This window comes from Staphylococcus sp. MSU001, from assembly GCF_052976705.1.
In genome coordinates, this window is record NZ_JBRIKK010000010.1 from 61,805 (window position 1) to 83,650 (window position 21,846).

A 21,846-nucleotide genomic window follows, 5' to 3' on the forward strand; every position below is an offset into this window, starting at 1 on the left:
TTATTGAAAAAGTGATATATTCTTCAAAATTTTGTAAAAGAATTGGGGATTCGTTCATGTTCGATTAATATGAAACTTAAGTCATTGACTCAAGGATTTTTACATATGGGTAGTCGATAGTGGATTAAAATGCGCTATTATCAAGCTTGTTTCAATATTTATGTTATTGGTAGGAGAGTGTGTTTAAAATATTTTACAAACTATAGTTTAGTTATACTTTTAGTTACTTAACTATTTATTTTACAAATATTGAAATTAAAAGGAGAGATTGGCACATAATTTCTAGCAAAATAACCAGTAAATGAGTTTTTTATAAATTCATTTACTGGCTTCTTTATTTACAATACTACGTATTGTTGGCTCGCTTTCTTAGGGGACAGCTTCATCTTGTAGTCTTCAGCTTGTCCTGTTCCCTCAAGAGTATCGCCAAAATACTTTGTGTTTATATGTCATTTTACATTGAAATACTAAAAAAATAAGGCCCTTTCGTATAAATTAATAAATACCACTAAACTAAATTAACGAGGTGCCTAATATATAAAGATTATAATATGACTCAACTTACTTTACCAAAGGATACTTCAGTTCTTATCCCCACAAATGATTTTGTAGAAACAATTCCTAAGACTGAATTCAGACATCATCGTGGTGCAACATCATACTATCCCAAAATGATATTCAAAGAACTATGTCATTTTACGTAAAGGTTGATGGTAAAGTGCAATGAAACCAGCAGTGAGTAAAAATAGACTTATTATACCATTTGTATTGAAATTTTTATCTTTCATACCAGTATTCGGTAGCGTATCAGATGAGCTTTGTTGTGGTAAGTCAGAAGATTGAACTTGACCTACGTAATATGAATTGAGTTCACGTGTGCTATCCACTGCTTGTGTCTGTTGAGTAGAGTGTTGTTTTACTTGTGAAGATGTTGTAGCAATATCTTGTGCAACATAGCATTGTGGTGTATTGAGTTGACTATATTCTCCATAATCTCCACTTTTATATAGCACCACACCATTTTTGTATACTTTATAAGTACCGACACCTGCACCAGATTTATTATTGATATCAATTGTGAAATAATCCCCTTCATCCTTAACTTTTTTGAAATTTTGTAAGTCCGGATTGCCACCACTATTTTTCATAGCTTGAATTGCTACAGCTTGTGCATCATGAGATGTTACTTCGGCTGCATGTGTCGTTGTGTCATTGACACTTGGAAATAATAATAATCCTGTTAATACAGTCGTTGCAATTAGAGAAATCTTTTTCACATTGATAACCCCATTTCGAATTGATGATATATGATGTATTTAAATTACTTTACGATTATAGTTTAGCACCTTGATAGCGAGATAATAGTGGTTTAAAAGAATTCAAATACAAATTTTAAGATACGTTAAAAATCTTAATAATTATAAATCATTGCTGATGATACAGCAGTAAAAAAGACGTCAAGTATTGCTTAGTAAATAGCGAAGTTTTAATAATCTGTTAAATTGTTGTACATTTTTAAAAATAGTTAGTTTATAATTATTTTATAAAGCGGTTTATTTTGTTGTGTTAAATAGATTAGAATGTAGGGGAGTATTTGAATTGAAGAAATTAGCAGTGATATGTGCGTTTACAGTATTAATATTAGCCGGTTGTGGTCTTGGAGATAGTGATAATAAAGGAAGCTCAACGATAAATGATGATCAACAATCAGGGGATAAAAATAACAGAGATTCAAAATCAAGTACAAGTAGAAATCAAATAGGAGGTAATCAGCAAGACACACAACAAGATACCCATTCGAATAAATACTATGCTCAAGTTTGGTTAACTGCTTTAGATAGCTATAGAGGTGATAGTGACCTTCCTTTTGACGATTTAGAAATTGTACATCAAAATATTTCTAATAAAGTTTTAGATCCCTATCACCCAGACGAATCAGCTAAACTACCTGAAGGAACAGAATTGTTAACAGCAAGTGTTACTGCAGCAGGTTCAGTTTATTATAAAAATAATGGAGATGGCACAATTACAATATATAATGTACCATCACATTTTCAAGGGAGTTGGCGTGACGCTGATTACTCTAAAAGAGAATCTCAGCGCATTATAGATGATGCTCGTACAGTTAAGTTATACAACGCAAGTGAAAGTGAAATCAATAAGATAAGTCAGATGATGAGGACTCAATTTTCAGTTGGTGATAATTTAAAAGATGAAGACGATACTTCTGAATCGGAAAATCAATCAAGCAGTTCTGATGAAGTAACGGTGACACGAAGTAATGTTATCGATATAGTTGAAGACTACGAAGGGCATCAATTAGATACAGACACATATATTTACAAAGAACCAGAAAAAGATAGTGATGGTAGTTGGGGGTTCTCATTTACAGATAAAGAAGGTCATTTAGAAGGATCTTATATTATCGATAAAGATGGAGAAGTAACGAAGTATGATGAAGATGGAGAGCCAGAATAACTAATAGGGCAGTAGAGATATCATAGTCTAATTATCTATGATGTTTCTACTGCCAATATTTATTTTATAATATGTAAAAGACATTGAGATATGAGTTTTAAAATCATAAAGTTTTTTTCGAAATGATAGGTAGACAACTCGCCATTAAAAGGATGAAAAAAAGATGTGCAACTAACCACCATGCAAATTCGTTCCAACTAAAGGAAAAAATTGAGCGTTGCGCAAGAAAAATGAGAAGTGGATACATCAAAGCAAATATTAATACTAAAGGTAAGTATGCTAGACGATACAAGAATTTTGAATAATGATACATAATTAAAAAGGTCATATAAATCAATATTCCGATACTTAAATGAATCAGTACTTCGATAATTGTTGGCACTTCATCAGGGTTGATTAAAAAATCAATATTGAGTAATAACTGAGTTAAGTGTGTGTGTTGTAGTAACACATCCATTAATATAGTTAAAATAAGTAATAGCACGCTAATCGTGGTTGCGTATAATAAATGATAAAATATTTTTAACCCATTCATATTAATATCCTCCGTAAAATATTTTATTCTATATTCCCTTTAAGCATATCTTCTAAGCCTCAAGGACATATATTCCCTTTAAACATATCTTCTAAGCCTCAAGGACATATATTTCTTTATCACAAAAGATTCGTAACGAAAATATTTTTAATTATCAGAAAATATTTACAAATCTGAAAATTGTTAGTATATTGATTACTATCCTATTAGTATTGATTTATTTTAAAACGATAGCAGTTGATAGTTTTATAGCTTCAAATGTAGATAGCTATATTAAAAAGAGTCATTATTGGGAGGGAACTCAATGAGTAAAGTTAGTCATTTGATAGATGAAGATGAACGTTATTTTGCACATTCTGGACGGATTAAATATTATCCTCTAGTTATTGATCATGGTTATGGAGCCACGTTAATCGATATAGAGGGTAAGTCTTATATTGATTTATTAGCAAGTGCAAGTTCACAAAATGTGGGTCACGCTCCGAAGCCAGTAGTTGAAGCAATTAAGAACCAAACTGAGAAATTCATTCATTATACACCGGCATATATGTATCATGAACCGTTAGTGCGATTATCAAAAAAATTATGTGACATTGCTCCTGGAAATTATGAGAAGAGAGTTACTTTCGGATTAAGTGGCTCTGATGCTAATGATGGGATTATAAAGTTTGCACGTGCGTATACAGGACGTCCATACATCATAAGTTTTACCAATGCATACCATGGTTCAACATTTGGTTCATTATCGATGTCTTCAATTAGTTTGAATATGCGTAAGCATTATGGACCATTACTTAATGGATTTTACCATATACCTTTTCCCGATAAGTATAGGGGGATGTTTGAACAAGCTAAACCTAACACGGTTGAGGAATATTTAGCGCCTTTAAAAGAAATGTTTGCAAAATACGTCCCTGCGGAGGAAGTGGCATGTATTGTGGTTGAAACAATTCAAGGTGACGGTGGTTTACTTGAACCTGTACCAGGTTATTTTGAAGCATTACAAGAGCTTTGCCACGCTCACAATATTCTTATTGCAGTTGATGATATCCAACAAGGATTAGGTCGTACAGGAAAGTGGAGTTCCGTAGAACATTATCATTTCACTCCAGATTTAATGACATTTGGAAAGTCATTAGCTGGAGGTTTACCAATGTCAGCGATTGTAGGTCGTAAAGAAATCATGGAAAGTCTTGAAGCACCTGCACATTTATTTACAACTGGTGCAAATCCTGTAAGTTGTGAGGCAGCCTTAGCAACGATAAAGATGATTGAAGATGAAGATTTACTAAATGCTTCATGGAAAAAAGGGAGTTACGTTAGAAAAAGAATAGACTCATGGATAGAACGTTACCAATATGTAGGTGATGTTCGAGGTATTGGATTATCAATTGGAATAGACATAGTATCAAATAAAATTGAGAAAACTAGAGATTCTGAAGCAGCATTAAAGATATGTAATTACTGCTTTGAAAATGGTGTGATTATCATAGCAGTTGCGGGTAATGTTTTAAGATTTCAACCACCACTTGTGATTACCTATAAGCAACTTGATAAAGCATTAGATACAATAGAACAGGCGCTTGAAAAGTTGGAAAGAGGAGAATTAAATCAATATGACATTAGTGGTCAAGGTTGGTAAGAAAAAAGTAGATGAATAGCAAAGCCTCGACACTAAATAACAATATTAATATAGGGAGTGGGACAGAATTCATAACGAGTTCGTTGTCCTACTCCCTATATTTTAATTTAATCTATGGGTCTTTCATTTATTCTCTAGGTACTTGATACGCTTCTTCATCATTCTTTTTGGAATGTCTAATTCCATAAATTAAATAAATAATTATACCTACAATAAACCATATCAGTGTATACAATTTAGCTTCAAAACTTAATCCCCAAAATACTAGCAATACTAATATAAATGTAATTGCAGGCAAAATAGGATATAAAGGTAATTTAAATTCTGGCTTAGGTAAATCTTTCCCTTCGCGTTTTCTTAATCGATACATGGCTAGTGACACAAACATGAATGCAACAAGGGTACCTGCGGAAATCAATTGTGCTAAGAAAGCAAACGGGAACATTGATCCGATAACTACACCAATGATTGTAAGTAAGAAAAGTGCTCGATTAGGTAAATGTTTGTGATTTAATTGACTTAACCAAGAAGGGAGTAAACCATCTCGTCCAAATGAATATAATAGACGTGAACCTGCAAGCATCATACCGATTAATGCAGTGAACATACCGATAACAGAAATTGCTTGAACAATTGCAGCAATAATACCATGACCACTTTCTCGTAATGCCCAACCTACTGGCTCTGCATTATCAGCATATTGAGAGTAGTGGAACATGCCAACAAGAACAAGTGCTACGGCAACAAACAATACAATAGCTACTATGAGTGATCCTAAGATTCCTCTAGGCATTGTCTTCTGTGGATTAATCGCTTCAGCTGAATTAGCAGCAATAGAGTCAAAACCAATATAAGCTAAGAAAATCATTGAAACTCCAGCATAAATACCTTGCCAACCTCCAAAGTCACCAGTTTCAGTAACCTTATGTTCTGGAATAAATGGTATATAGTTACTGAAATTTATCGCAGTGAGCCCTACAATCACAAATAAAATGATGGCTAACACCTTTAGAATAACCAATATATTTTCCATACGAGCAGCTTCGTTCATTCCGCGTGATAATAGTAATGCAGTTAAAATAATCACTACAGCAGCAATGATATCAATGACACCACCGTTACTTCCAAATGGATTAGATAATGATTTAGGTAAAGAAATACCTAATGGTGCAATAAGACCTCTTAAGTTAGCAGAAAAGCCGGAAGCAACGAAAGCAACAGCAATAAAGTATTCTGCTAAAAGCGCCCAACCGGCAACCCATCCGAATAATTCACCAAAAAGTACATTAATCCATGAATAAGCTGATCCTGCAAAAGGCATTGTAGATGCCATTTCTGCATAAGTAAAAGCTACAAGACCTGCCACAATAGCAGCTAATAAGAATGACAACGAAACAGCAGGTCCGGCATGCTCAGCTGCGACAACACCTGGTAAAGTGAAGATAGATGTAGAAACAATTGTACCAACACCTAGTGCAAGAAAGTCGCGTACACGTAGCGTGCGTTTAAGATGCCCATCTTTATTTTGATAAATAGTAGGATTCTCTTTCCGAGTCATCCGATTAAAAAAACTTCCCATAACAAACCTCCATAACATCAACTTACTATTAACATGAGTCAGCAAACATTCCTTAACAATACGTATTAAAAATCATCTACATGTAGATAAATGAGTTGGCTGATTCTGATAATTAATATAATAGCACAGAAGATAAATATTTTGTCTAAAAATTCTGAAAAATTAATAAAAATTATTTTCACAGTGATTAAGTTAATATAGTTAAATTTCAATAGGGACAAAAAAGATATAAATTGAATGTTAATATCACAGGAGTTTTAAATTATGGTATTTGTCATGTATTTCTTCACATGATTTATAAATTAGTAAAGTAACTATATTTGTAAAACATGTTATCGTAAAAGAGAGCATCGTGATACTGATGAAAAATAATCGGTATTAGTCAATTGAAACAAATATATACAAGGATTTATTGTTTAATCAGTGTTAGTGTAAATGAATAATTGAAGAAGTTATGTCGATGAAAAAATGCTAGATATCAAACGATGGTTCTATGTGAAGAAATATCTATCAATCAAATGTTGATAATTAAGGATGAATATAAATGGAAATTAAACAAATTAAATATTTCGTAGAAGTTGTACGACAAGGTGGTATGACGCAAGCATCTGAACACTTATACATTGCGCAGTCAACGATTAGCAAAGCGATTAAAAATATTGAAAATGAATATGATATTACATTGTTTGACCGGTCACAAAAACAAATAAAACTAACAGATATAGGTCAAACATTTTATGATAATAGTTTAGAATTTTTAGCTTTATTCGAGAAATTATCTTTAGAAATGAATGACATTGTGAACGTTCAAAAAGGTCATATTAAAATAGGATTATCACCAATGATGAATGTTCAAATGTTTACAAATGCATTGAATCAGTTTCACAGACTCTATCCTAATGTGACATATGAAGTGATTGAGGGTGGTGGTAAAATTGTTGAGAACTTAACATCTAATGATGATGTGGATATTGGTATTACTACACTACCTGTAGATCACAGTGAATTTCATTCAACTTCTTTGTATAACGAGGAATTACTATTAGTAGTAAGTAATGACCACCACTTAGCACATTTAAATAAAGTAGACATGGCAGATTTGAAAGATGAAGAGTTTGTTTTATTTCATGATGATTATTATTTAAAAGATCAAATTATAGAGAATTGTAAAAGGCTAGGCTATTACCCTAAAACTGTTGCTAATATTTCTCAAATTAGCTTTATCGCTAACATGATTCAACAAGGAATTGGAATAAGTATCGTTCCAGAAAGTTTAGTTAATTTAATGGGGAATAACGTAACGTCCATTCAATTAGAGAATGTTGAATTATCATGGCATCTTGGCGTGATATGGCGAAAAGATGCTTATCTCAATCATGTAACTCGCAAATGGATCGAATTTATTTCTGAGATGAAACCAACATAGGTTAATACTTAGTAAAGGATTTTATATCAAAGTCGATATAACAACTTGTCTATTTTTAATAACGCCAAAGATATGTTAGAGGCACGAACACATTTTTAATGTATTGTACATATGCACTTAAAATTCATTAAGGTACACTAATAGTTCTTGCTCCACTATTTAAATATTAAAATGACTAGTACATAAATTGAAGTGTGCTTTTCAAGTAGGTGTTTATACTTAAATAACTGAGCCTGAGACATTGATATTTGTCTCAGGTGTTTTGTGTATTGGAAGTTGATGGCTTAGTTTTAAAATGTGCCGATGTTAAACTTTTATATTATAAATTCTTGAAAAAGGTATGCGACGGTAGATATTTTAATCAATTACGATTTTTCGATGCTTTGACGTTATACTTATTGATAAATATTTGGAATTCATTGTATTTAATTGTTAGTTTATACATAGAGGTGGGTATGGCCTAGTAGGTAATCTTTTAATAAAGGTATTGAATTGATGTCTTTATTGTCGAAAAAAGACCGCGATTAACTCACATTCGTTTATTTCATATATGAACAAACAAAGTATTACATTTTTCTATAGGAAACCTATTCCTTTTATGAATGGTTAACATCGTTATTATGTATTTTATTAATACTTTGTCACGTACTATAATAATAAACGTAATAAAGTTAGTCGCTGAGTTGATTACTTCAGAAAAGTGTTGAAAAATTGTCATTAAAATGAATTTTTTATATCTGAACTGAAGTAAAATTCTAGTTATTTTAATAGAAATATTATACAAATAAGCTAACACAGTTATTTGTGTAACTTTATTATGAAGGAGTTCGTTAAAATGAAAAAATTTGGGAAAAAAGTTGTTCTAGTAGGAGACGGTTCCGTAGGTTCAAGTTATGCATTTGCTATGGTGACTCAAGGAATTGCAGATGAATTTGTAATTATTGATATTGCAAAAGATAAAGTGGAAGCAGACGTTAAAGATTTAAACCATGGTGCACTTTACAGTTCTTCACCAGTGACTGTAAAAGCTGGAGAATATGAAGATTGTAAAGATGCAGATTTAGTTGTTATTACAGCAGGTGCACCTCAAAAACCGGGTGAAACTCGTTTACAACTTGTTGAGAAAAATACTAAAATCATGAAAAGTATCGTAACTAGTGTCATGGATAGTGGCTTTGATGGGTTCTTCTTAATTGCTGCAAACCCAGTTGATATTTTAACACGTTATGTTAAAGAAGTTACAGGTTTACCAGCTGAACGTGTTATTGGTTCTGGTACAGTGCTTGATAGTGCAAGATTCAGATATTTAATAAGTAAAGAATTAGGTGTTACTGCAAGTAGTGTTCACGCTAGCATTATAGGTGAACATGGTGACTCTGAACTTGCAGTTTGGTCTCAAGCAAACGTTGGAGGTATTTCAGTGTATGATACATTGAAAGAAGAAACTGGTAGCGATGCTAAAGCGAATGAAATTTATATTAATACAAGAGATGCTGCTTACGACATCATTCAAGCTAAAGGATCTACGTATTATGGTATAGCTCTAGCACTATTACGTATTTCTAAAGCTTTATTAAATAATGAAAATAGTATTTTGACAGTTTCTAGTCAACTTAATGGTCAATATGGATTTAAAGATGTTTATCTTGGCTTACCAACACTTATCAATCAAAATGGTGCAGTTAAAATTTATGAAACACCATTAAATGATAACGAACTACAATTACTAGAAAAATCAGTGAAAACTTTAGAAGACACTTATGATTCTATAAAACATTTAGTTTAAAACTTATAAGAATGACGAAGATGTTTTGAATGAACTTAATTTTTGAAAGGAAATGAATATAAATGGCGGAAAAACAATATTCTGCAGCACAAATGGTAATTGATACTTTAAAAAATAATGGAGTTGAGTATGTATTTGGTATTCCAGGTGCAAAAATCGACTACTTATTTAATGCACTAGAGGATGACGATCTTGAATTAGTCGTTACGCGTCATGAACAAAATGCAGCGATGATTGCACAAGGTATTGGTCGTTTAACAGGAAAACCAGGTGTGGCTATTACTACAAGTGGCCCAGGGGTAAGTAACTTAACTACTGGTTTATTAACTGCAACTTCTGAAGGTGACCCTGTATTAGCTATCGGTGGTCAAGTTAAAAGAAATGACTTATTACGTTTAACACATCAAAGTATTGATAATGCATCATTACTTAGATCCTCAACTAAATATAGTGCAGAAGTACAAGATCCAGAATCACTATCAGAGGTTATTACGAATGCAATGCGTACAGCCACTTCAGGTAAAAATGGAGCGAGCTTTATCAGTATTCCACAAGATGTTATTTCATCACCTGTCAAAGCTGATGCAATTTCATTATGTCAAAAACCACATCTTGGTGTACCTTCAGAACAAGAAATCAATGAAGTGATTGAGGCTATTAAAAATTCTAAATTCCCAGTATTATTAGCTGGAATGAGAAGTTCAAGCCAAGCTGAAACAGAAGCTATTCGCCGTTTAGTTCAAAAAACAAACTTACCTGTTGTTGAAACATTCCAAGGTGCCGGTGTAATTAGTCGCGAATTAGAAAATCACTTCTTCGGTCGTGTTGGTTTATTTAGAAACCAAGTCGGTGACGAATTACTTAGAAAAAGTGATTTAGTTATCACAATCGGTTATGACCCTATTGAATATGAAGCAAGTAACTGGAATAAAGAATTAGATACTAAAATCATCAATGTCGACGAAGAACATGCTGAAATCACAAATTACATGCAACCAGTTAAAGAGTTAATCGGAAACATTGCAGGTACAATTGATATGATTTCTGAACATGTAAATGAACCATTTATTAATCAAAATCATTTAGATGAACTTGAAAAATTAAGAGGCGAAATCATAGAAGCAACTGGAATTAAAGCAACTCACAAAGAAGGTGTGATGCACCCAGTTGAAATCATTGAAACAATGCAAAAAGTTTTAACTGATGATACTACTGTAACTGTAGATGTGGGAAGCCATTACATTTGGATGGCTCGTAAATACAGAAGTTACAATCCTAGACATTTACTATTCAGTAACGGTATGCAAACTTTAGGTGTTGCACTTCCATGGGCTATTTCAGCTGCACTTGTACGTCCAAATACACAAGTTGTTTCTGTAGCTGGAGACGGTGGTTTCCTATTCTCAGGACAAGAATTAGAAACTGCAGTACGTAAAAACTTAAATATCATTCAATTAATTTGGAATGATGGTCGTTATAACATGGTTGAATTCCAAGAAGAAATGAAATATAAACGCTCTGCAGGTGTAGAATTTGGACCAGTTGATTATGTAAAATATGCAGAATCATTTGGCGCTAAAGGATTACGTGTCACTAATCAAGAAGAATTAGAGGCGGCACTTAAAGAGGGTTACGAAACTGATGGTCCAGTATTAATTGATATCCCAGTTAATTATGCAGATAATGTTAAATTATCTACAAACATGTTACCAAATGCTTTAAATTAATATATTAACCAATGATACTAAGTTGAATTTTAATAGAACGCACTCTAAGGTTGAAAGGCTACCTTAGAATGCGTTTCTTCAAGTAATGAATATTAATAGGAGTGATTATGAATGACTAATGTATTGTATCAACACGGAACATTAGGAACTTTAATGGCAGGTTTATTAGAAGGAACTGCTTCAATTAATGACTTATTAGAACATGGTGATTTAGGTATTGCTACGCTTACAGGTTCTGATGGAGAAGTAATTTTTGTTGATGGTAAAGCTTATCATGCAAATGAACATAAAGAGTTTATAGAATTGACAGGCGACGAAATGACACCATATGCTACAGTTACAAAATTCAAAGCAGACTCAAGTTTTAAAACTTCTAATAAAAATCAAGAAGAAGTATTCGATGAAGTTAAAAAACAAATGACAAGTGAAAATATGTTCTCAGCAGTTAAAATTTCAGGAACGTTTAAAAAAATGCATGTACGTATGATGCCTGGTCAAGAACCTCCATACACACGTTTAATTGATTCAGCTCGTAGACAACCTGAAGAAACACGTGAAAATATCAAAGGTTCAATCGTAGGTTTCTTCACTCCAGAATTATTCCATGGTATTGGTTCTGCAGGTTTCCATATTCACTTTGCAAATGATGATCGTGATTTCGGTGGTCATATTTTAGACTTTGAAGTGGATGATGTGACTGTTGAAATACAAAACTTTGAAACATTTGAACAACACTTCCCAGTAGATGCTAAATCATTTACTGATGCTGATATTGACTATAAAGATATAGCTGATGAAATCAGAGAAGCTGAATAATTGTTAGCTAGATGTACCTTAACTCCAAACATTATAGACTACGATGATTTGTATACTAAATAGATGAGGGATAGGATAAAATATGTATTGAATATATTGTCTTATCCTGGTAATGCGAACCCCAACATAGAGAATTTCTGAATGAACTTCTCTATGTTGGGGGTTCTTATACTACAATTGAAAAAGTTTGATATAAACAACATCTTTAATTCAAGTATAGATTGTCTGTACGTTAATAAAGCCTAGGACATGAATTTGTGTTCTAGGCTTTGTTGTATGTTTATGATGGTTAGAATTTATAAAGTAAACGCATTTCAAATATGAGGCTGTTTATTTGTAGAATAAAGATATTTCTTTGAGAAAAAGTCATATTCTTTAATGAATGATTCACCTAAGATATCAATCTGGTTGGGTGTATTCGAGGTGATAAGCGTATAAAAATGTATAAGCCATATCTAGATAGGGTGTTTCTAAATGATGTTTTTTTGCACATTTATATATATAACCCTGTATGGCCTCGACTTCAAGAGGATGCTTGTTAATGACATCGTAATACATACTTGTTCCCATTTCGTCTGGATAACCATTATAGATATTTAAAATATCATCAATGATATGATCTTCAAAGTTAATTTGTTCAGCTCTAGCAACTTTAAGACCATCAACTAATATACGACGACATAACGACTCAATATGAGGAGATTTTAAAATTTTAGCTGGTTGATGTCCAATAGCAGTGATGGTATTTATACCTAAATTCACTAATAATTTATACCAAATGCTTTTTTCAATATTTTCTTGTAAAACCACCTCTATTTTGGAAGGACGAACCATTTGCTTGAATTGACGAGTTAGTGTGCTATCTTGAATACATAGTTGGTAATCTCTGAAATGTTGAACCTTGTTGTTGACTTTTTGTCCGCTAATATAGACGACTGCTTGAAAGACATGTTGATATGGAAGTTTATTAAGCTGTCCATAGCCATTTTGTGCTAAGATAATGAGCGAATTATCATGAGTGATTTTAGGTAATTGTTTAATGACGTCATCCAATTGATGTGTTTTAACAGCTATGATAATGACATCAAAAGTATGATTAATATGATTAAATGAAGTCACTTTAATATGACATCCATTTGAAGTATTTTCTGGGAAATAGGTCATTAATTTATCTTGCCGGCCGATGAGTTCCGTATCTGGTAGAACTTTTTTTAATTCAACAGCTAACGTTGTACCCACTGCACCTGAACCTATAATGGCAATTGTCATAACTTTATTCTTTCCTTTCTTTTTACGATTCATTATACTATTGCTAATAATAAAGGAAATTGAGGGTGAAATGAATTGAAAACTTTAAATCATTTAAACAAAATGAAGGCATCACAGCAAAAGATTTCTATGGTTACAGCTTATGATTATCCTAGTGCTAAGCAAGCACAACAAGCTGAAATTGACATGATTTTAGTAGGAGATTCTTTAGGAATGACAGTGTTAGGATATGATAGTACTGTTCAAGTAACATTGAACGATATGATTCATCATGGTAAGGCTGTTAAAAGAGGTGCTCCGGATACATTTATAGTTGTTGATATGCCTATAGGGACTGTTGGTTTAAGTGATGAAGAAGATTTAAAAAATGCACTTAAGCTTTATCAAAACACGAATGCTAACGCTGTCAAAGTAGAAGGGGCTCATCTTACATCATTTATTCAAAAAGCAACTAAAATGGGTATACCTGTTGTTTCTCACTTAGGTCTTACACCTCAAAGTGTAGGTGTAATGGGGTATAAACTTCAAGGGGATACAAAGACAGCCGCTATGCAACTTATCAAAGATGCTAAAGCTATGGAAACTGCTGGTGCAGTAGTACTGGTTTTAGAAGCCATACCTAGTGATTTAGCTCGAGAAATTAGTCAGCAACTCACTATTCCAGTTATAGGTATAGGGGCAGGTAAAGATACTGACGGGCAAGTATTAGTTTATCATGATATGTTAAATTATGGTGTTGATCGACACGCTAAGTTTGTTAAACAATTTGCAGACTTTTCAAGCGGTATTGATGGATTAAGGCAATATAATGAAGAGGTTAAAGCCGGGGCGTTTCCTTCTGAAAAGCATACTTATAAAAAACGTATTATGGATGAGGTAGAGCAACATGACTAAAGTAATTACAAAAATTAATGAAATGCAATCTATTGTTAAACAATATCAACGTGAAGGTAAAACAATAGGATTCGTTCCGACAATGGGAGCTTTACATGATGGTCATTTAACCATGATGAAGCAATCTGTAAACGAAAATGATCTCACGGTTATTAGTATATTTGTGAATCCCTTGCAGTTTGGACCAAATGAGGATTTTGATGCTTATCCACGTCAACTCGATGATGATGTGGATGCAGTAAAAAAGTTAAAAGTGGACTATGTTTTCCATCCAAGTGTAGATGAAATGTATCCAGAAGAATTAGGTGTTCATCTCAAAGTTGGACACTTGGCACAAGTATTAGAGGGAGCACAAAGACCTGGACACTTCGAAGGTGTTGTGACCGTGGTCAACAAATTATTTAATATTGTACAACCAGATTATGCCTATTTCGGGAAAAAGGATGCGCAACAATTAGCTATTGTTGAAAAAATGGTTAAAGACTTTAATCTTCCTGTACACGTTATTGGCATTGATATCGTAAGAGAAAAAGATGGTTTAGCCAAAAGCTCTAGAAATATTTACTTGACCTCTGAAGAACGAAGAGAGGCAAAACATTTATATCAAAGTCTACGCTTAGCAAAAAATTTGTATGAAGCGGGTGAACGAGATAGCAATGAGATTATAAGTCAAATCACTGCGTATTTAAACAAAAATATTAGTGGACATATTGATGATTTGGGTATTTATAGTTATCCAAATCTTATACAACAATCAGAGATTCATGGACGAATATTCATATCATTGGCAGTTAAATTTTCTAAAGCAAGATTGATAGATAATATAATTATTGGAGATGACTATATTGATTAGAACATTTATGAACTCAAAAATCCATAGGGCTAGAGTTACAGAATCTAATTTAAATTACGTTGGAAGTATAACAATAGATGCCAATATATTAGATGCGGTTGATATTTTACCCAATGAAAAGGTTGCTATTGTTAATAATAATAATGGTGCTCGATTTGAAACATATGTCATTGCTGGAGAACGTGGTAGTGGAAAGATGTGTTTAAATGGCGCGGCTTCAAGACTAGTTGAAGTTGGAGACGTCATTATTATTATGACATATGCACAATTAAATGAAGATGAAATGGTAAATCACTCACCAAAAGTAGCTGTGTTAAATGAAAATAATGAAATTATAGAAATGATAAATGAGAAAGAAAATACGATATCAAATGTATAAGAGATGAGATGGAATTCATTCTCAATTGATAGGTTCATTATCGATTTTAAAATCAAAAAACTGAAAAGTTATAAATAAGATGATGATTGAACCAATAAATTACTAAGAGGATGATTAAGAGTCTGGACACAAGGTAAATGGATGTCCAGACTCTTTTTTATATTTCAATGATATTGTTTTGAAATAAATGTCTAAATAGTAATAATGAAGTAAAATGTCATGCTATTACTATAAGTCAATTTGAGAATATATGAGTTGAAAAAGTGGCGGAAAATATATACTCCTTTATATGGAATCTATATACCACAATTCACTATACCCGATTAAATAAATAAGATTTTTATATTTTTGTAGAAAACAATATAAATAAAATGATATAATTTAAAAGATTACAAAATATTTATTGTAGGAGGGTTTTATATGCATTGTCCGAATTGCGGTAATCCAATAGAAGATGATGATTTATTCTGTGGTGAATGTGGGCATAAAATAAGTCGACATCCACAGTCAGTCAGAAATGCAGAAAGTGAAATAACAAAAGCTGAAAAGAATGATGAAGAACAAAACATAACATCAAATAATAAAGAAAACAACGCAGCGACTCATCAAAATGTTGATTCAACATCTCATGATGAGACTAGATCAAATGAAAATGACGTAGCAGATTCAACATTACAATCTAAGCAGTCACATAATGATACCCAACAATCAAATCTCTCTACATACCACCAAAGACCTCAGCATCGAGAAATTCCTCAAAATCAACACAATCACAATCAACAACAAAGTCAAATAGGTCAACAAGCTAAACAAGTAACAAATGAAAGTAAAGGGTTCTTTAAAAGTGCATTTACTGCACCTGATAAAATCATTCAAACTAATCATGTTTTCAGTTTTAAATTATTATTATCATTATTAATAATCGGTTTTATTGTATTAGCAATTTTACTCGCTTCCGTAATACCAGTTGAGATTGGTATTTTCGGTACTACAAGAGGTAGTTTGGTAACGAGTATCATTTTCGGTATTATTCTATTTTTGGTTGTCATAGTAGGTGCAATATTTGGACTTACACGTTTAGTAGTTAGACAACCTATTACCTTTAAAAAAGTATTATCAGACTATGTGTTGATTAATAGTGTTTCGTTAGCGATTTTAATTATTTCTGTAATTTTAACATTAGTAGAATCATACAGCTTTGGCGGAAGTATAGCATTACTGTCATTATTATTATTTATTGCTTCTGGTATTTATCTAATTGCGAAGTATAGCACAGGTAATCAAACAAGAATATCCAGCTTTTATGGTGTGATTATTTATATCATTATTTTGTTCTTATTTATTCGTATTTTTGGTGAGGCATTTTTCCATCAAATATTTGGTGATTTTATAGAAGAACTAGGGGATTTATTTGAAGGAGGAACTTATTAAAATATGAAATATTGCAGTCATTGTGGTCAACCTCTTCGAGAAGGTGTAAAGGTATGTACAAATTGTGGTACATCTGTGAGAAATGATGGAACTAATTATAAATATTCAGAACAACGCTATTCTCATCATCAACCACGTTCCAATAAGAGTAATAAAAAAACTTGGTTGATTATTACTATAGTGTTAGCTATTATCATTGCTTTGGTAGTAATCTTTACTATAGCTAAAAATCAAATGTCACCAGAAAAACAAGCGACTCACATCGCACATGCTATCAAAAAAGACGATGCTAAATCGTTATCTAAGCAATTAACATCAAACAATCATCGTTTAAGTGAAGAAGAAGCACGTGCGTACTTAAAGTATATTAAAGCAGAAAATGATTTAAAGCATGTTGCTGACAAAGTTGAAGAAAACATCAAAGATATTAAAAATAATCACTATAACAATTTATCTGTAGATGCAAATGGTAATAATATTTTAAATATATCTAAAGACGGAAAAAAATATGTTTTTTTTGATAACTATCAATTTAATGTTCCTCAAAAAACAATTACGCTCGTTTCAAGTGATAGTGGTGAAATTACTTATGAATTTAACGGGGATAAACATCATATTTCTGTAGAAGAAGATGACGATAAAGAATTAGGAACATTTCCTATCGGTGATTATAATTTAAAAGCATCAAAAGACATGGAAGGTAAAAATTTTAAAGGCGCTATTACAATTGATATGAGTGAAAGTGATAGTATTGCATATGAATCGTTTAAACAAAAACGTTTTAATGTTGATACTGAAGGCGGATATATATTAGATAATGTAAAAATATATGCTAATGGTAAAGAAATAGGAGATGGTTTTTCATCAGAAACATATGGTCCTTATGATCCGGATGAAGAAGTTATCGTTCACGCTGAAGGTTCATATGAAGGAAAAACTTTTAAATCGAATTCGGTCAATGTAGCAAGTGCAAGCGAAAAAGATGGTGGTGTAACAGATGTCACAGTCAAATTCGATGAAGAAGCTATTGATCAGTATGTCGATAAAAAATCAGATGAAAAATACGATGATGATTCAGATGACGAGTCAGATAACGATTCAAGTAGTGGTGAAGTAACGCGTGAAAATGTAATTGATAAAGTAGAGTCATATGAAGGACATACACTAGATACTGATACGTATACGTATAAAGAACCTGAAAAAACCGGTGATGGTAAATGGGGCTTTTCATTCTTAGATAAAGATGGAGATTTAGCTGGATCGTACACGGTAGACATTGACGACGGTTATGTTACAGAATATGACGAAGATGGTGAAGAAGTTGGATCTGGTTATTAATATTTAATGCAAGAACCTGAGGCAAAAATAATTGTCTCAGGTGTTTTATTATAGTGGGAATTGATGACTAATTTTAAAGTAGCTATGTTACAAATTTTTATTTTTAGGACTTGTTGTTAAAATGTGGCAATACACGCAATTCGAATTCGGTCACTTTTTTAAATTTTTTAAGAGTTAAAGTCGAATTGTCTTGTACGTTCAATATTTCCTTTATATATTCGGTAATATATAATATTATTAAATAATGTGTTATGTAGATGAAAGAGAGGTCATATTGTGATTGAAGCGAATCAAATTTTAGCTAAAATGAAAAATCAAAAAATCAACTATGATAAAGTATTAAGAAAGATAATTTCTCAATGGGAACGTGATGGAGAACGTCCAAAAATCTTACTTCATAGTTGTTGTGCACCTTGTAGTACATATACGTTAGAATTTTTAACACAATATGCGGATATAGCGATTTATTTTGCGAATCCTAATATACATCCCAAAAGTGAATATTTAAGACGTGCTAAAGTTCAAGAACAATTTGTAAATGATTTTAATAATAAAACAGGTGCAAATGTAAAGTATATTGAAGCCGAATATGAACCGCATAAATTTATGAAAATGGCAAAAGATAAAGGTCTAACTGAAGAGCCGGAAGGTGGACTAAGGTGTACGGCTTGTTTCGAGATGCGATTAGAAATTGTTGCAAAAGCTGCTTTAGAACATGGTTACGATTATTTTGGTAGTGCAATCACACTCTCTCCAAAGAAAAATGCCCAATTAATCAATGAACTAGGTATGGATGTACAAAATATATATAATGTAAAATATTTACCAAGTGATTTTAAAAAGAATAAAGGGTATGAACGTTCTATCGAAATGTGTAATGATTATAATATTTTTAGACAATGTTATTGTGGCTGTGTATTTGCAGCGATGAAGCAAGGTATAGATTTTAAACAAATAAATAAAGATGCTCAAGCATTTTTACAACAATTTTAAAATATAAAATGTGCCTACTCATATGAGTAGGCATTTGTATATTTATATCGTTTTTTGTATGAATCGTATGATGGCTATCACTGCAATGACAATCATTGAAACGAAAGATAAGATTTTGAAATGCTTACTTTTTGTTTCTTTATTAGATTCTCCATTTTCCATCATTTCCTGTAGTTCTCGTTCTATCTCAAGATCCAAATCAGTTTTTTGATAACCATTTAAACCTTGTCTATCTATATGATCATTTTGATGTTTATGGTTGTTATTACTATCTTTTTTAGCATCGGTATCTGCTTTGTTATTTTTACCCATGATAGGACCTCCAATGAATAATAGCGTTCTTAAACTTTTATACGTTATTTATTAAATTATTCATTATTTAAAAGCAACTTCGTAATTGTAATTTATGCATCTAAACCAATAATATCACTTACATTAGCATAACCATGTCGAGTTAAATAATGCGCGATTTCTTTATTCATTTTCTTAGTCAAACCTGGTCCTTCAATGACTAATGAAGAGTATATTTGTAGTAATGACGCACCGTTTCTTAACATTTTGATAGCATCTTCAGAACTGAATATACCACCAGTTCCAATAATTAAGAAATTACCTTGTGTTTGTTGATAGGCATATTTAACTAGTTGTAAGTTTCTTTCGAATAATGGTCTGCCACTCAAACCACCTTCTTGTATTTTATTTTTTGAATTTAATCCATCACGTTGCCGTGTCGTATTTGCCAACATAACCCCATCGAATGTATCTGTAATTGAAGGCAAGATTTTTTTAAAACCATCTAATTCCATATCAGACGTTAACTTTAAAAAGATAGGTACATTAATATTGTTCTTAGCTTTAAATGTATTGAAAGCATCACATAACATCGATAATTCATTTTCGTCGTGAAAGTTTTGGAGATTTTCTGTATTTGGGGAGCTAATATTCACTGTAAAGAATGAGACATCATTTTTAAATGTATCAATCACTTTAATGTAATCTTGATAGCGATTTTCATAGGAAGTTGTTTTATTCACACCAACATTTAATCCTACTGGTATTGAGCATGAATGATTACGTAAATTACTTAATGCTTTATTCATACCCTTATTATTGAATCCCATACGATTGATGAGTGCATCATCTTCTAGTAAACGATACATGCGTGGTTTTGGATTACCTGGTTGAGGCTTAGGTGTTATACCGCCGAGTTCAATTGCACCGAAGCCAATGTTTTCAAGTGCTTTTGGAACTTCACAAGATTTATCAAAACCTGCAGCTAACCCGATAGGATTATCAAAAGAAATACCGTGAATATGTTGCGTTAATATTGGATTGTTATAAGTAAATAACTTATTAACGATAGGTAAAATGGGTGAACATTTTTGAACACACTTCAACGCATTGATGGTCAAACCATGTGCTCGTTCAGGATCTAATTTGAATAATAAAGGCTTAACTAATTTGTACATATAAATGCTCCTATTTCATTATATTTGAGGCTTACTATCCCCAGTTAATATGTTTGAAATTCATTCTTTTAATAGACTAGCATTTTCATGTAAAATTTCATAGTTAAATATTAGAAAGTTGAAAAATTGACTTAATTTAATAATATAAAGAAGTTAAGATTAATGATTTCATTATAGGTAATATATTAATGTAGATATAATATAAAGTTAAGAGGGTGAGAAAATGAATGAACAATGGATGAGCGCATTGCCGCTTGACAATGTGAAAGACATTTCTCCAGTAAGTGGTGGAGATGTAAATGAAGCATTTAAAGTCACTACAGTTGAAGAAGATACCTTTTTTTTACTCGTTCAACGTCAACGATCAGAAGCCTTTTATGCCGCAGAAATTGCAGGACTAAATGAATTTGAAAATGCAGGTATAACAGCTCCAAGAGTAATTGCAAGTGGAGAGATAAATGGAGATGCATATTTATTATTAAGTTTTCTTGAAGAAGGTAGTCAAGGGAGTCAAAGAGAACTTGCTCGATTGGTTGCTAGAATGCATAGCCAATACCAACAAGATAATAAATTTGGATTCCGTTTACCGCATGAAGGCGCAGATATTTCATTTGATAATTCATGGACTGAGACATGGAAAGAGATTTTTATAGATCGTAGAATGGATCACTTACAAGATGAGTTATTACGTGTAGGATTGTGGAAACAAGAAGATAAAAAGATGTATGAACGTGTAAGAAAAGTTATTGTTGACGAGCTATCAAATCATACTAGTAAACCTTCTCTGTTACATGGTGATTTATGGGGAGGTAACTATATGTTCTTAACAAATGGCCAACCTGCTTTGTTTGATCCTGCACCACTCTACGGCGATAGAGAGTTTGATATAGGAATCACTACAGTGTTTGGTGGATTTACACAAGAGTTCTATGACGAATATAATCAACAGCTACCATTAGCCAAAGGATCACAAAAACGTATAGAATTTTATAGATTATATTTACTTATGATACATTTACTTAAATTTGGAGGTATGTATGCTGATAGTGTACAACGCTCTATGAAAATCATTTTAGAGTAAAGAACTTCGACCTCACTAAAGATATCAACGGGCTTTAGTGAGGTCTTTAAAAATAAGATTGATTGAAAATTTTTAAAATAGGGTATATTTAAATTTGTAATGCTATTTTTCTATGATTAAAAGAAATTTATTATAAAACAAGGGGTATGA

The 21,846-nt window shown here is 32.1% G+C and carries 20 protein-coding genes; 14 read left to right on the top strand and 6 right to left on the bottom strand.

The window, feature by feature from the left end; all coding sequences use genetic code 11:
• Positions 1-551: 551 nt before the first annotated feature.
• Positions 552-704, top strand: a complete 153-nt coding sequence (locus tag ACVBFA_RS06240; RefSeq protein WP_227490018.1) for a hypothetical protein — start codon at positions 552-554, stop codon at positions 702-704.
• On the opposite strand, the gene ACVBFA_RS06245 is transcribed toward ACVBFA_RS06240, so the two are convergent.
• Entirely contained in the window at positions 687-1,277 is a 591-nt protein-coding gene (locus ACVBFA_RS06245) for a cell surface protein (RefSeq protein WP_126122414.1), read from the bottom strand. The genes ACVBFA_RS06240 and ACVBFA_RS06245 overlap by 18 nt on opposite strands.
• Before the next feature lie 322 nt (positions 1,278-1,599).
• Here ACVBFA_RS06245 and ACVBFA_RS06250 point away from each other — a divergent pair, with 322 nt between their 5' ends.
• Positions 1,600-2,478 carry a hypothetical protein gene (locus ACVBFA_RS06250; RefSeq protein WP_002486848.1) on the top strand — a complete coding sequence of 293 codons (879 nt, stop codon included), beginning with the start codon at positions 1,600-1,602 and terminating at the stop codon, positions 2,476-2,478.
• A gap of 103 nt (positions 2,479-2,581) precedes the next feature.
• Here ACVBFA_RS06250 and ACVBFA_RS06255 read toward each other — a convergent pair whose 3' ends face one another.
• Entirely contained in the window at positions 2,582-3,013 is a 432-nt protein-coding gene (locus tag ACVBFA_RS06255; RefSeq protein ID WP_237638883.1) for a hypothetical protein, read from the bottom strand.
• Between the two features lie 304 nt (positions 3,014-3,317).
• Here ACVBFA_RS06255 and ACVBFA_RS06260 point away from each other — a divergent pair, with 304 nt between their 5' ends.
• On the top strand, positions 3,318-4,655 hold the full coding sequence (locus ACVBFA_RS06260) for an aspartate aminotransferase family protein (protein WP_002486843.1): 1,338 nt from the start codon (positions 3,318-3,320) through the stop codon (positions 4,653-4,655).
• A 127-nt stretch (positions 4,656-4,782) separates the two neighbouring features.
• Here ACVBFA_RS06260 and ACVBFA_RS06265 read toward each other — a convergent pair whose 3' ends face one another.
• Entirely contained in the window at positions 4,783-6,234 is a 1,452-nt protein-coding gene (locus ACVBFA_RS06265; RefSeq protein ID WP_126122415.1) for an APC family permease, read from the bottom strand.
• Positions 6,235-6,778: 544 nt separating this feature from the next.
• Between ACVBFA_RS06265 and cidR the strand changes: the two genes are divergently transcribed.
• The 4 genes from cidR (at position 6,779) to budA (ending at position 11,989) form a co-directional block, all read left to right on the top strand.
• A complete protein-coding gene (cidR, locus tag ACVBFA_RS06270; RefSeq protein ID WP_002447052.1) occupies positions 6,779-7,660 on the top strand; it encodes a cidABC operon transcriptional activator CidR in 882 nt (293 codons plus the stop codon).
• An 835-nt stretch (positions 7,661-8,495) separates the two neighbouring features.
• On the top strand, positions 8,496-9,446 hold the full coding sequence (locus tag ACVBFA_RS06275) for an L-lactate dehydrogenase (protein ID WP_002490879.1): 951 nt from the start codon (positions 8,496-8,498) through the stop codon (positions 9,444-9,446).
• A 62-nt stretch (positions 9,447-9,508) separates the two neighbouring features.
• Positions 9,509-11,173 (top strand): acetolactate synthase AlsS, encoded by a 1,665-nt coding sequence (alsS, locus tag ACVBFA_RS06280; RefSeq protein WP_002486862.1) that lies wholly within the window; start codon positions 9,509-9,511, stop codon positions 11,171-11,173.
• 111 nt (positions 11,174-11,284) lie between these two features.
• The gene (gene budA / locus ACVBFA_RS06285) at positions 11,285-11,989 is read left to right on the top strand and encodes an acetolactate decarboxylase (protein ID WP_002447055.1); all 705 of its coding nucleotides are present in this window, start codon (positions 11,285-11,287) and stop codon (positions 11,987-11,989) included.
• Between the two features lie 399 nt (positions 11,990-12,388).
• Here the strand turns inward: budA and ACVBFA_RS06290 are convergent, their stop codons facing one another.
• Positions 12,389-13,258 (bottom strand): oxidoreductase, encoded by an 870-nt coding sequence (locus ACVBFA_RS06290; RefSeq protein WP_002486916.1) that lies wholly within the window; start codon positions 13,256-13,258, stop codon positions 12,389-12,391.
• A 75-nt stretch (positions 13,259-13,333) separates the two neighbouring features.
• Between ACVBFA_RS06290 and panB the strand changes: the two genes are divergently transcribed.
• The 6 genes from panB (at position 13,334) to ACVBFA_RS06320 (ending at position 19,146) form a co-directional block, all read left to right on the top strand.
• Positions 13,334-14,152 carry a 3-methyl-2-oxobutanoate hydroxymethyltransferase gene (gene panB, locus ACVBFA_RS06295; RefSeq protein ID WP_002486861.1) on the top strand — a complete coding sequence of 273 codons (819 nt, stop codon included), beginning with the start codon at positions 13,334-13,336 and terminating at the stop codon, positions 14,150-14,152.
• Positions 14,145-15,005, top strand: a complete 861-nt coding sequence (panC, locus tag ACVBFA_RS06300) for a pantoate--beta-alanine ligase (protein ID WP_046044614.1) — start codon at positions 14,145-14,147, stop codon at positions 15,003-15,005. The genes panB and panC overlap by 8 nt, the downstream gene beginning before the upstream one ends.
• Positions 14,998-15,384: an aspartate 1-decarboxylase gene (panD, locus tag ACVBFA_RS06305; protein ID WP_002475660.1), complete on the top strand. Its 387-nt coding sequence runs from the start codon at positions 14,998-15,000 to the stop codon at positions 15,382-15,384. Before panC ends, panD begins: the two co-directional genes overlap by 8 nt.
• A gap of 420 nt (positions 15,385-15,804) precedes the next feature.
• Positions 15,805-16,815, top strand: coding sequence for a zinc-ribbon domain-containing protein (locus ACVBFA_RS06310; RefSeq protein WP_126122416.1), 1,011 nt, complete (start codon positions 15,805-15,807; stop codon positions 16,813-16,815).
• Positions 16,816-16,818: 3 nt separating this feature from the next.
• A complete protein-coding gene (locus tag ACVBFA_RS06315) occupies positions 16,819-18,153 on the top strand; it encodes a zinc ribbon domain-containing protein (protein WP_126122417.1) in 1,335 nt (444 codons plus the stop codon).
• 306 nt (positions 18,154-18,459) lie between these two features.
• Positions 18,460-19,146 carry an epoxyqueuosine reductase QueH gene (locus ACVBFA_RS06320; RefSeq protein ID WP_153647446.1) on the top strand — a complete coding sequence of 229 codons (687 nt, stop codon included), beginning with the start codon at positions 18,460-18,462 and terminating at the stop codon, positions 19,144-19,146.
• A 42-nt stretch (positions 19,147-19,188) separates the two neighbouring features.
• On the opposite strand, the gene ACVBFA_RS06325 is transcribed toward ACVBFA_RS06320, so the two are convergent.
• Positions 19,189-19,458: a hypothetical protein gene (locus tag ACVBFA_RS06325; RefSeq protein ID WP_002486930.1), complete on the bottom strand. Its 270-nt coding sequence runs from the start codon at positions 19,456-19,458 to the stop codon at positions 19,189-19,191.
• Between the two features lie 92 nt (positions 19,459-19,550).
• Positions 19,551-20,615, bottom strand: coding sequence for a quinone-dependent dihydroorotate dehydrogenase (locus tag ACVBFA_RS06330; RefSeq protein WP_447158796.1), 1,065 nt, complete (start codon positions 20,613-20,615; stop codon positions 19,551-19,553).
• A gap of 223 nt (positions 20,616-20,838) precedes the next feature.
• Here ACVBFA_RS06330 and ACVBFA_RS06335 point away from each other — a divergent pair, with 223 nt between their 5' ends.
• Positions 20,839-21,696 (top strand): fructosamine kinase family protein, encoded by an 858-nt coding sequence (locus tag ACVBFA_RS06335; RefSeq protein WP_002447064.1) that lies wholly within the window; start codon positions 20,839-20,841, stop codon positions 21,694-21,696.
• The last annotated feature ends 150 nt before the right edge of the window (positions 21,697-21,846 follow it).

What these genes read in the sequence shown, in the direction of transcription:
- ACVBFA_RS06265 (WP_126122415.1), bottom strand. Translation starts at nt 6,234, where the DNA reads ATGGGAAGTTTTTTTAATCGGATGACTCGGAAAGAGAATCCTACTATT.
- cidR (WP_002447052.1), top strand. Translation starts at nt 6,779, where the DNA reads ATGGAAATTAAACAAATTAAATATTTCGTAGAAGTTGTACGACAAGGT.
- ACVBFA_RS06325 (WP_002486930.1), bottom strand. Translation starts at nt 19,458, where the DNA reads ATGGGTAAAAATAACAAAGCAGATACCGATGCTAAAAAAGATAGTAAT.
- ACVBFA_RS06330 (WP_447158796.1), bottom strand. Translation starts at nt 20,615, where the DNA reads ATGTACAAATTAGTTAAGCCTTTATTATTCAAATTAGATCCTGAACGA.
- ACVBFA_RS06335 (WP_002447064.1), top strand. Translation starts at nt 20,839, where the DNA reads ATGAATGAACAATGGATGAGCGCATTGCCGCTTGACAATGTGAAAGAC.
- ACVBFA_RS06290 (WP_002486916.1), bottom strand. Translation starts at nt 13,258, where the DNA reads ATGACAATTGCCATTATAGGTTCAGGTGCAGTGGGTACAACGTTAGCT.
- ACVBFA_RS06310 (WP_126122416.1), top strand. Translation starts at nt 15,805, where the DNA reads ATGCATTGTCCGAATTGCGGTAATCCAATAGAAGATGATGATTTATTC.
- ACVBFA_RS06255 (WP_237638883.1), bottom strand. Translation starts at nt 3,013, where the DNA reads ATGAATGGGTTAAAAATATTTTATCATTTATTATACGCAACCACGATT.
- ACVBFA_RS06260 (WP_002486843.1), top strand. Translation starts at nt 3,318, where the DNA reads ATGAGTAAAGTTAGTCATTTGATAGATGAAGATGAACGTTATTTTGCA.
- ACVBFA_RS06315 (WP_126122417.1), top strand. Translation starts at nt 16,819, where the DNA reads ATGAAATATTGCAGTCATTGTGGTCAACCTCTTCGAGAAGGTGTAAAG.
- ACVBFA_RS06320 (WP_153647446.1), top strand. Translation starts at nt 18,460, where the DNA reads ATGAAAAATCAAAAAATCAACTATGATAAAGTATTAAGAAAGATAATT.
- budA (WP_002447055.1), top strand. Translation starts at nt 11,285, where the DNA reads ATGACTAATGTATTGTATCAACACGGAACATTAGGAACTTTAATGGCA.
- ACVBFA_RS06275 (WP_002490879.1), top strand. Translation starts at nt 8,496, where the DNA reads ATGAAAAAATTTGGGAAAAAAGTTGTTCTAGTAGGAGACGGTTCCGTA.
- alsS (WP_002486862.1), top strand. Translation starts at nt 9,509, where the DNA reads ATGGCGGAAAAACAATATTCTGCAGCACAAATGGTAATTGATACTTTA.
- panC (WP_046044614.1), top strand. Translation starts at nt 14,145, where the DNA reads ATGACTAAAGTAATTACAAAAATTAATGAAATGCAATCTATTGTTAAA.
- ACVBFA_RS06240 (WP_227490018.1), top strand. Translation starts at nt 552, where the DNA reads ATGACTCAACTTACTTTACCAAAGGATACTTCAGTTCTTATCCCCACA.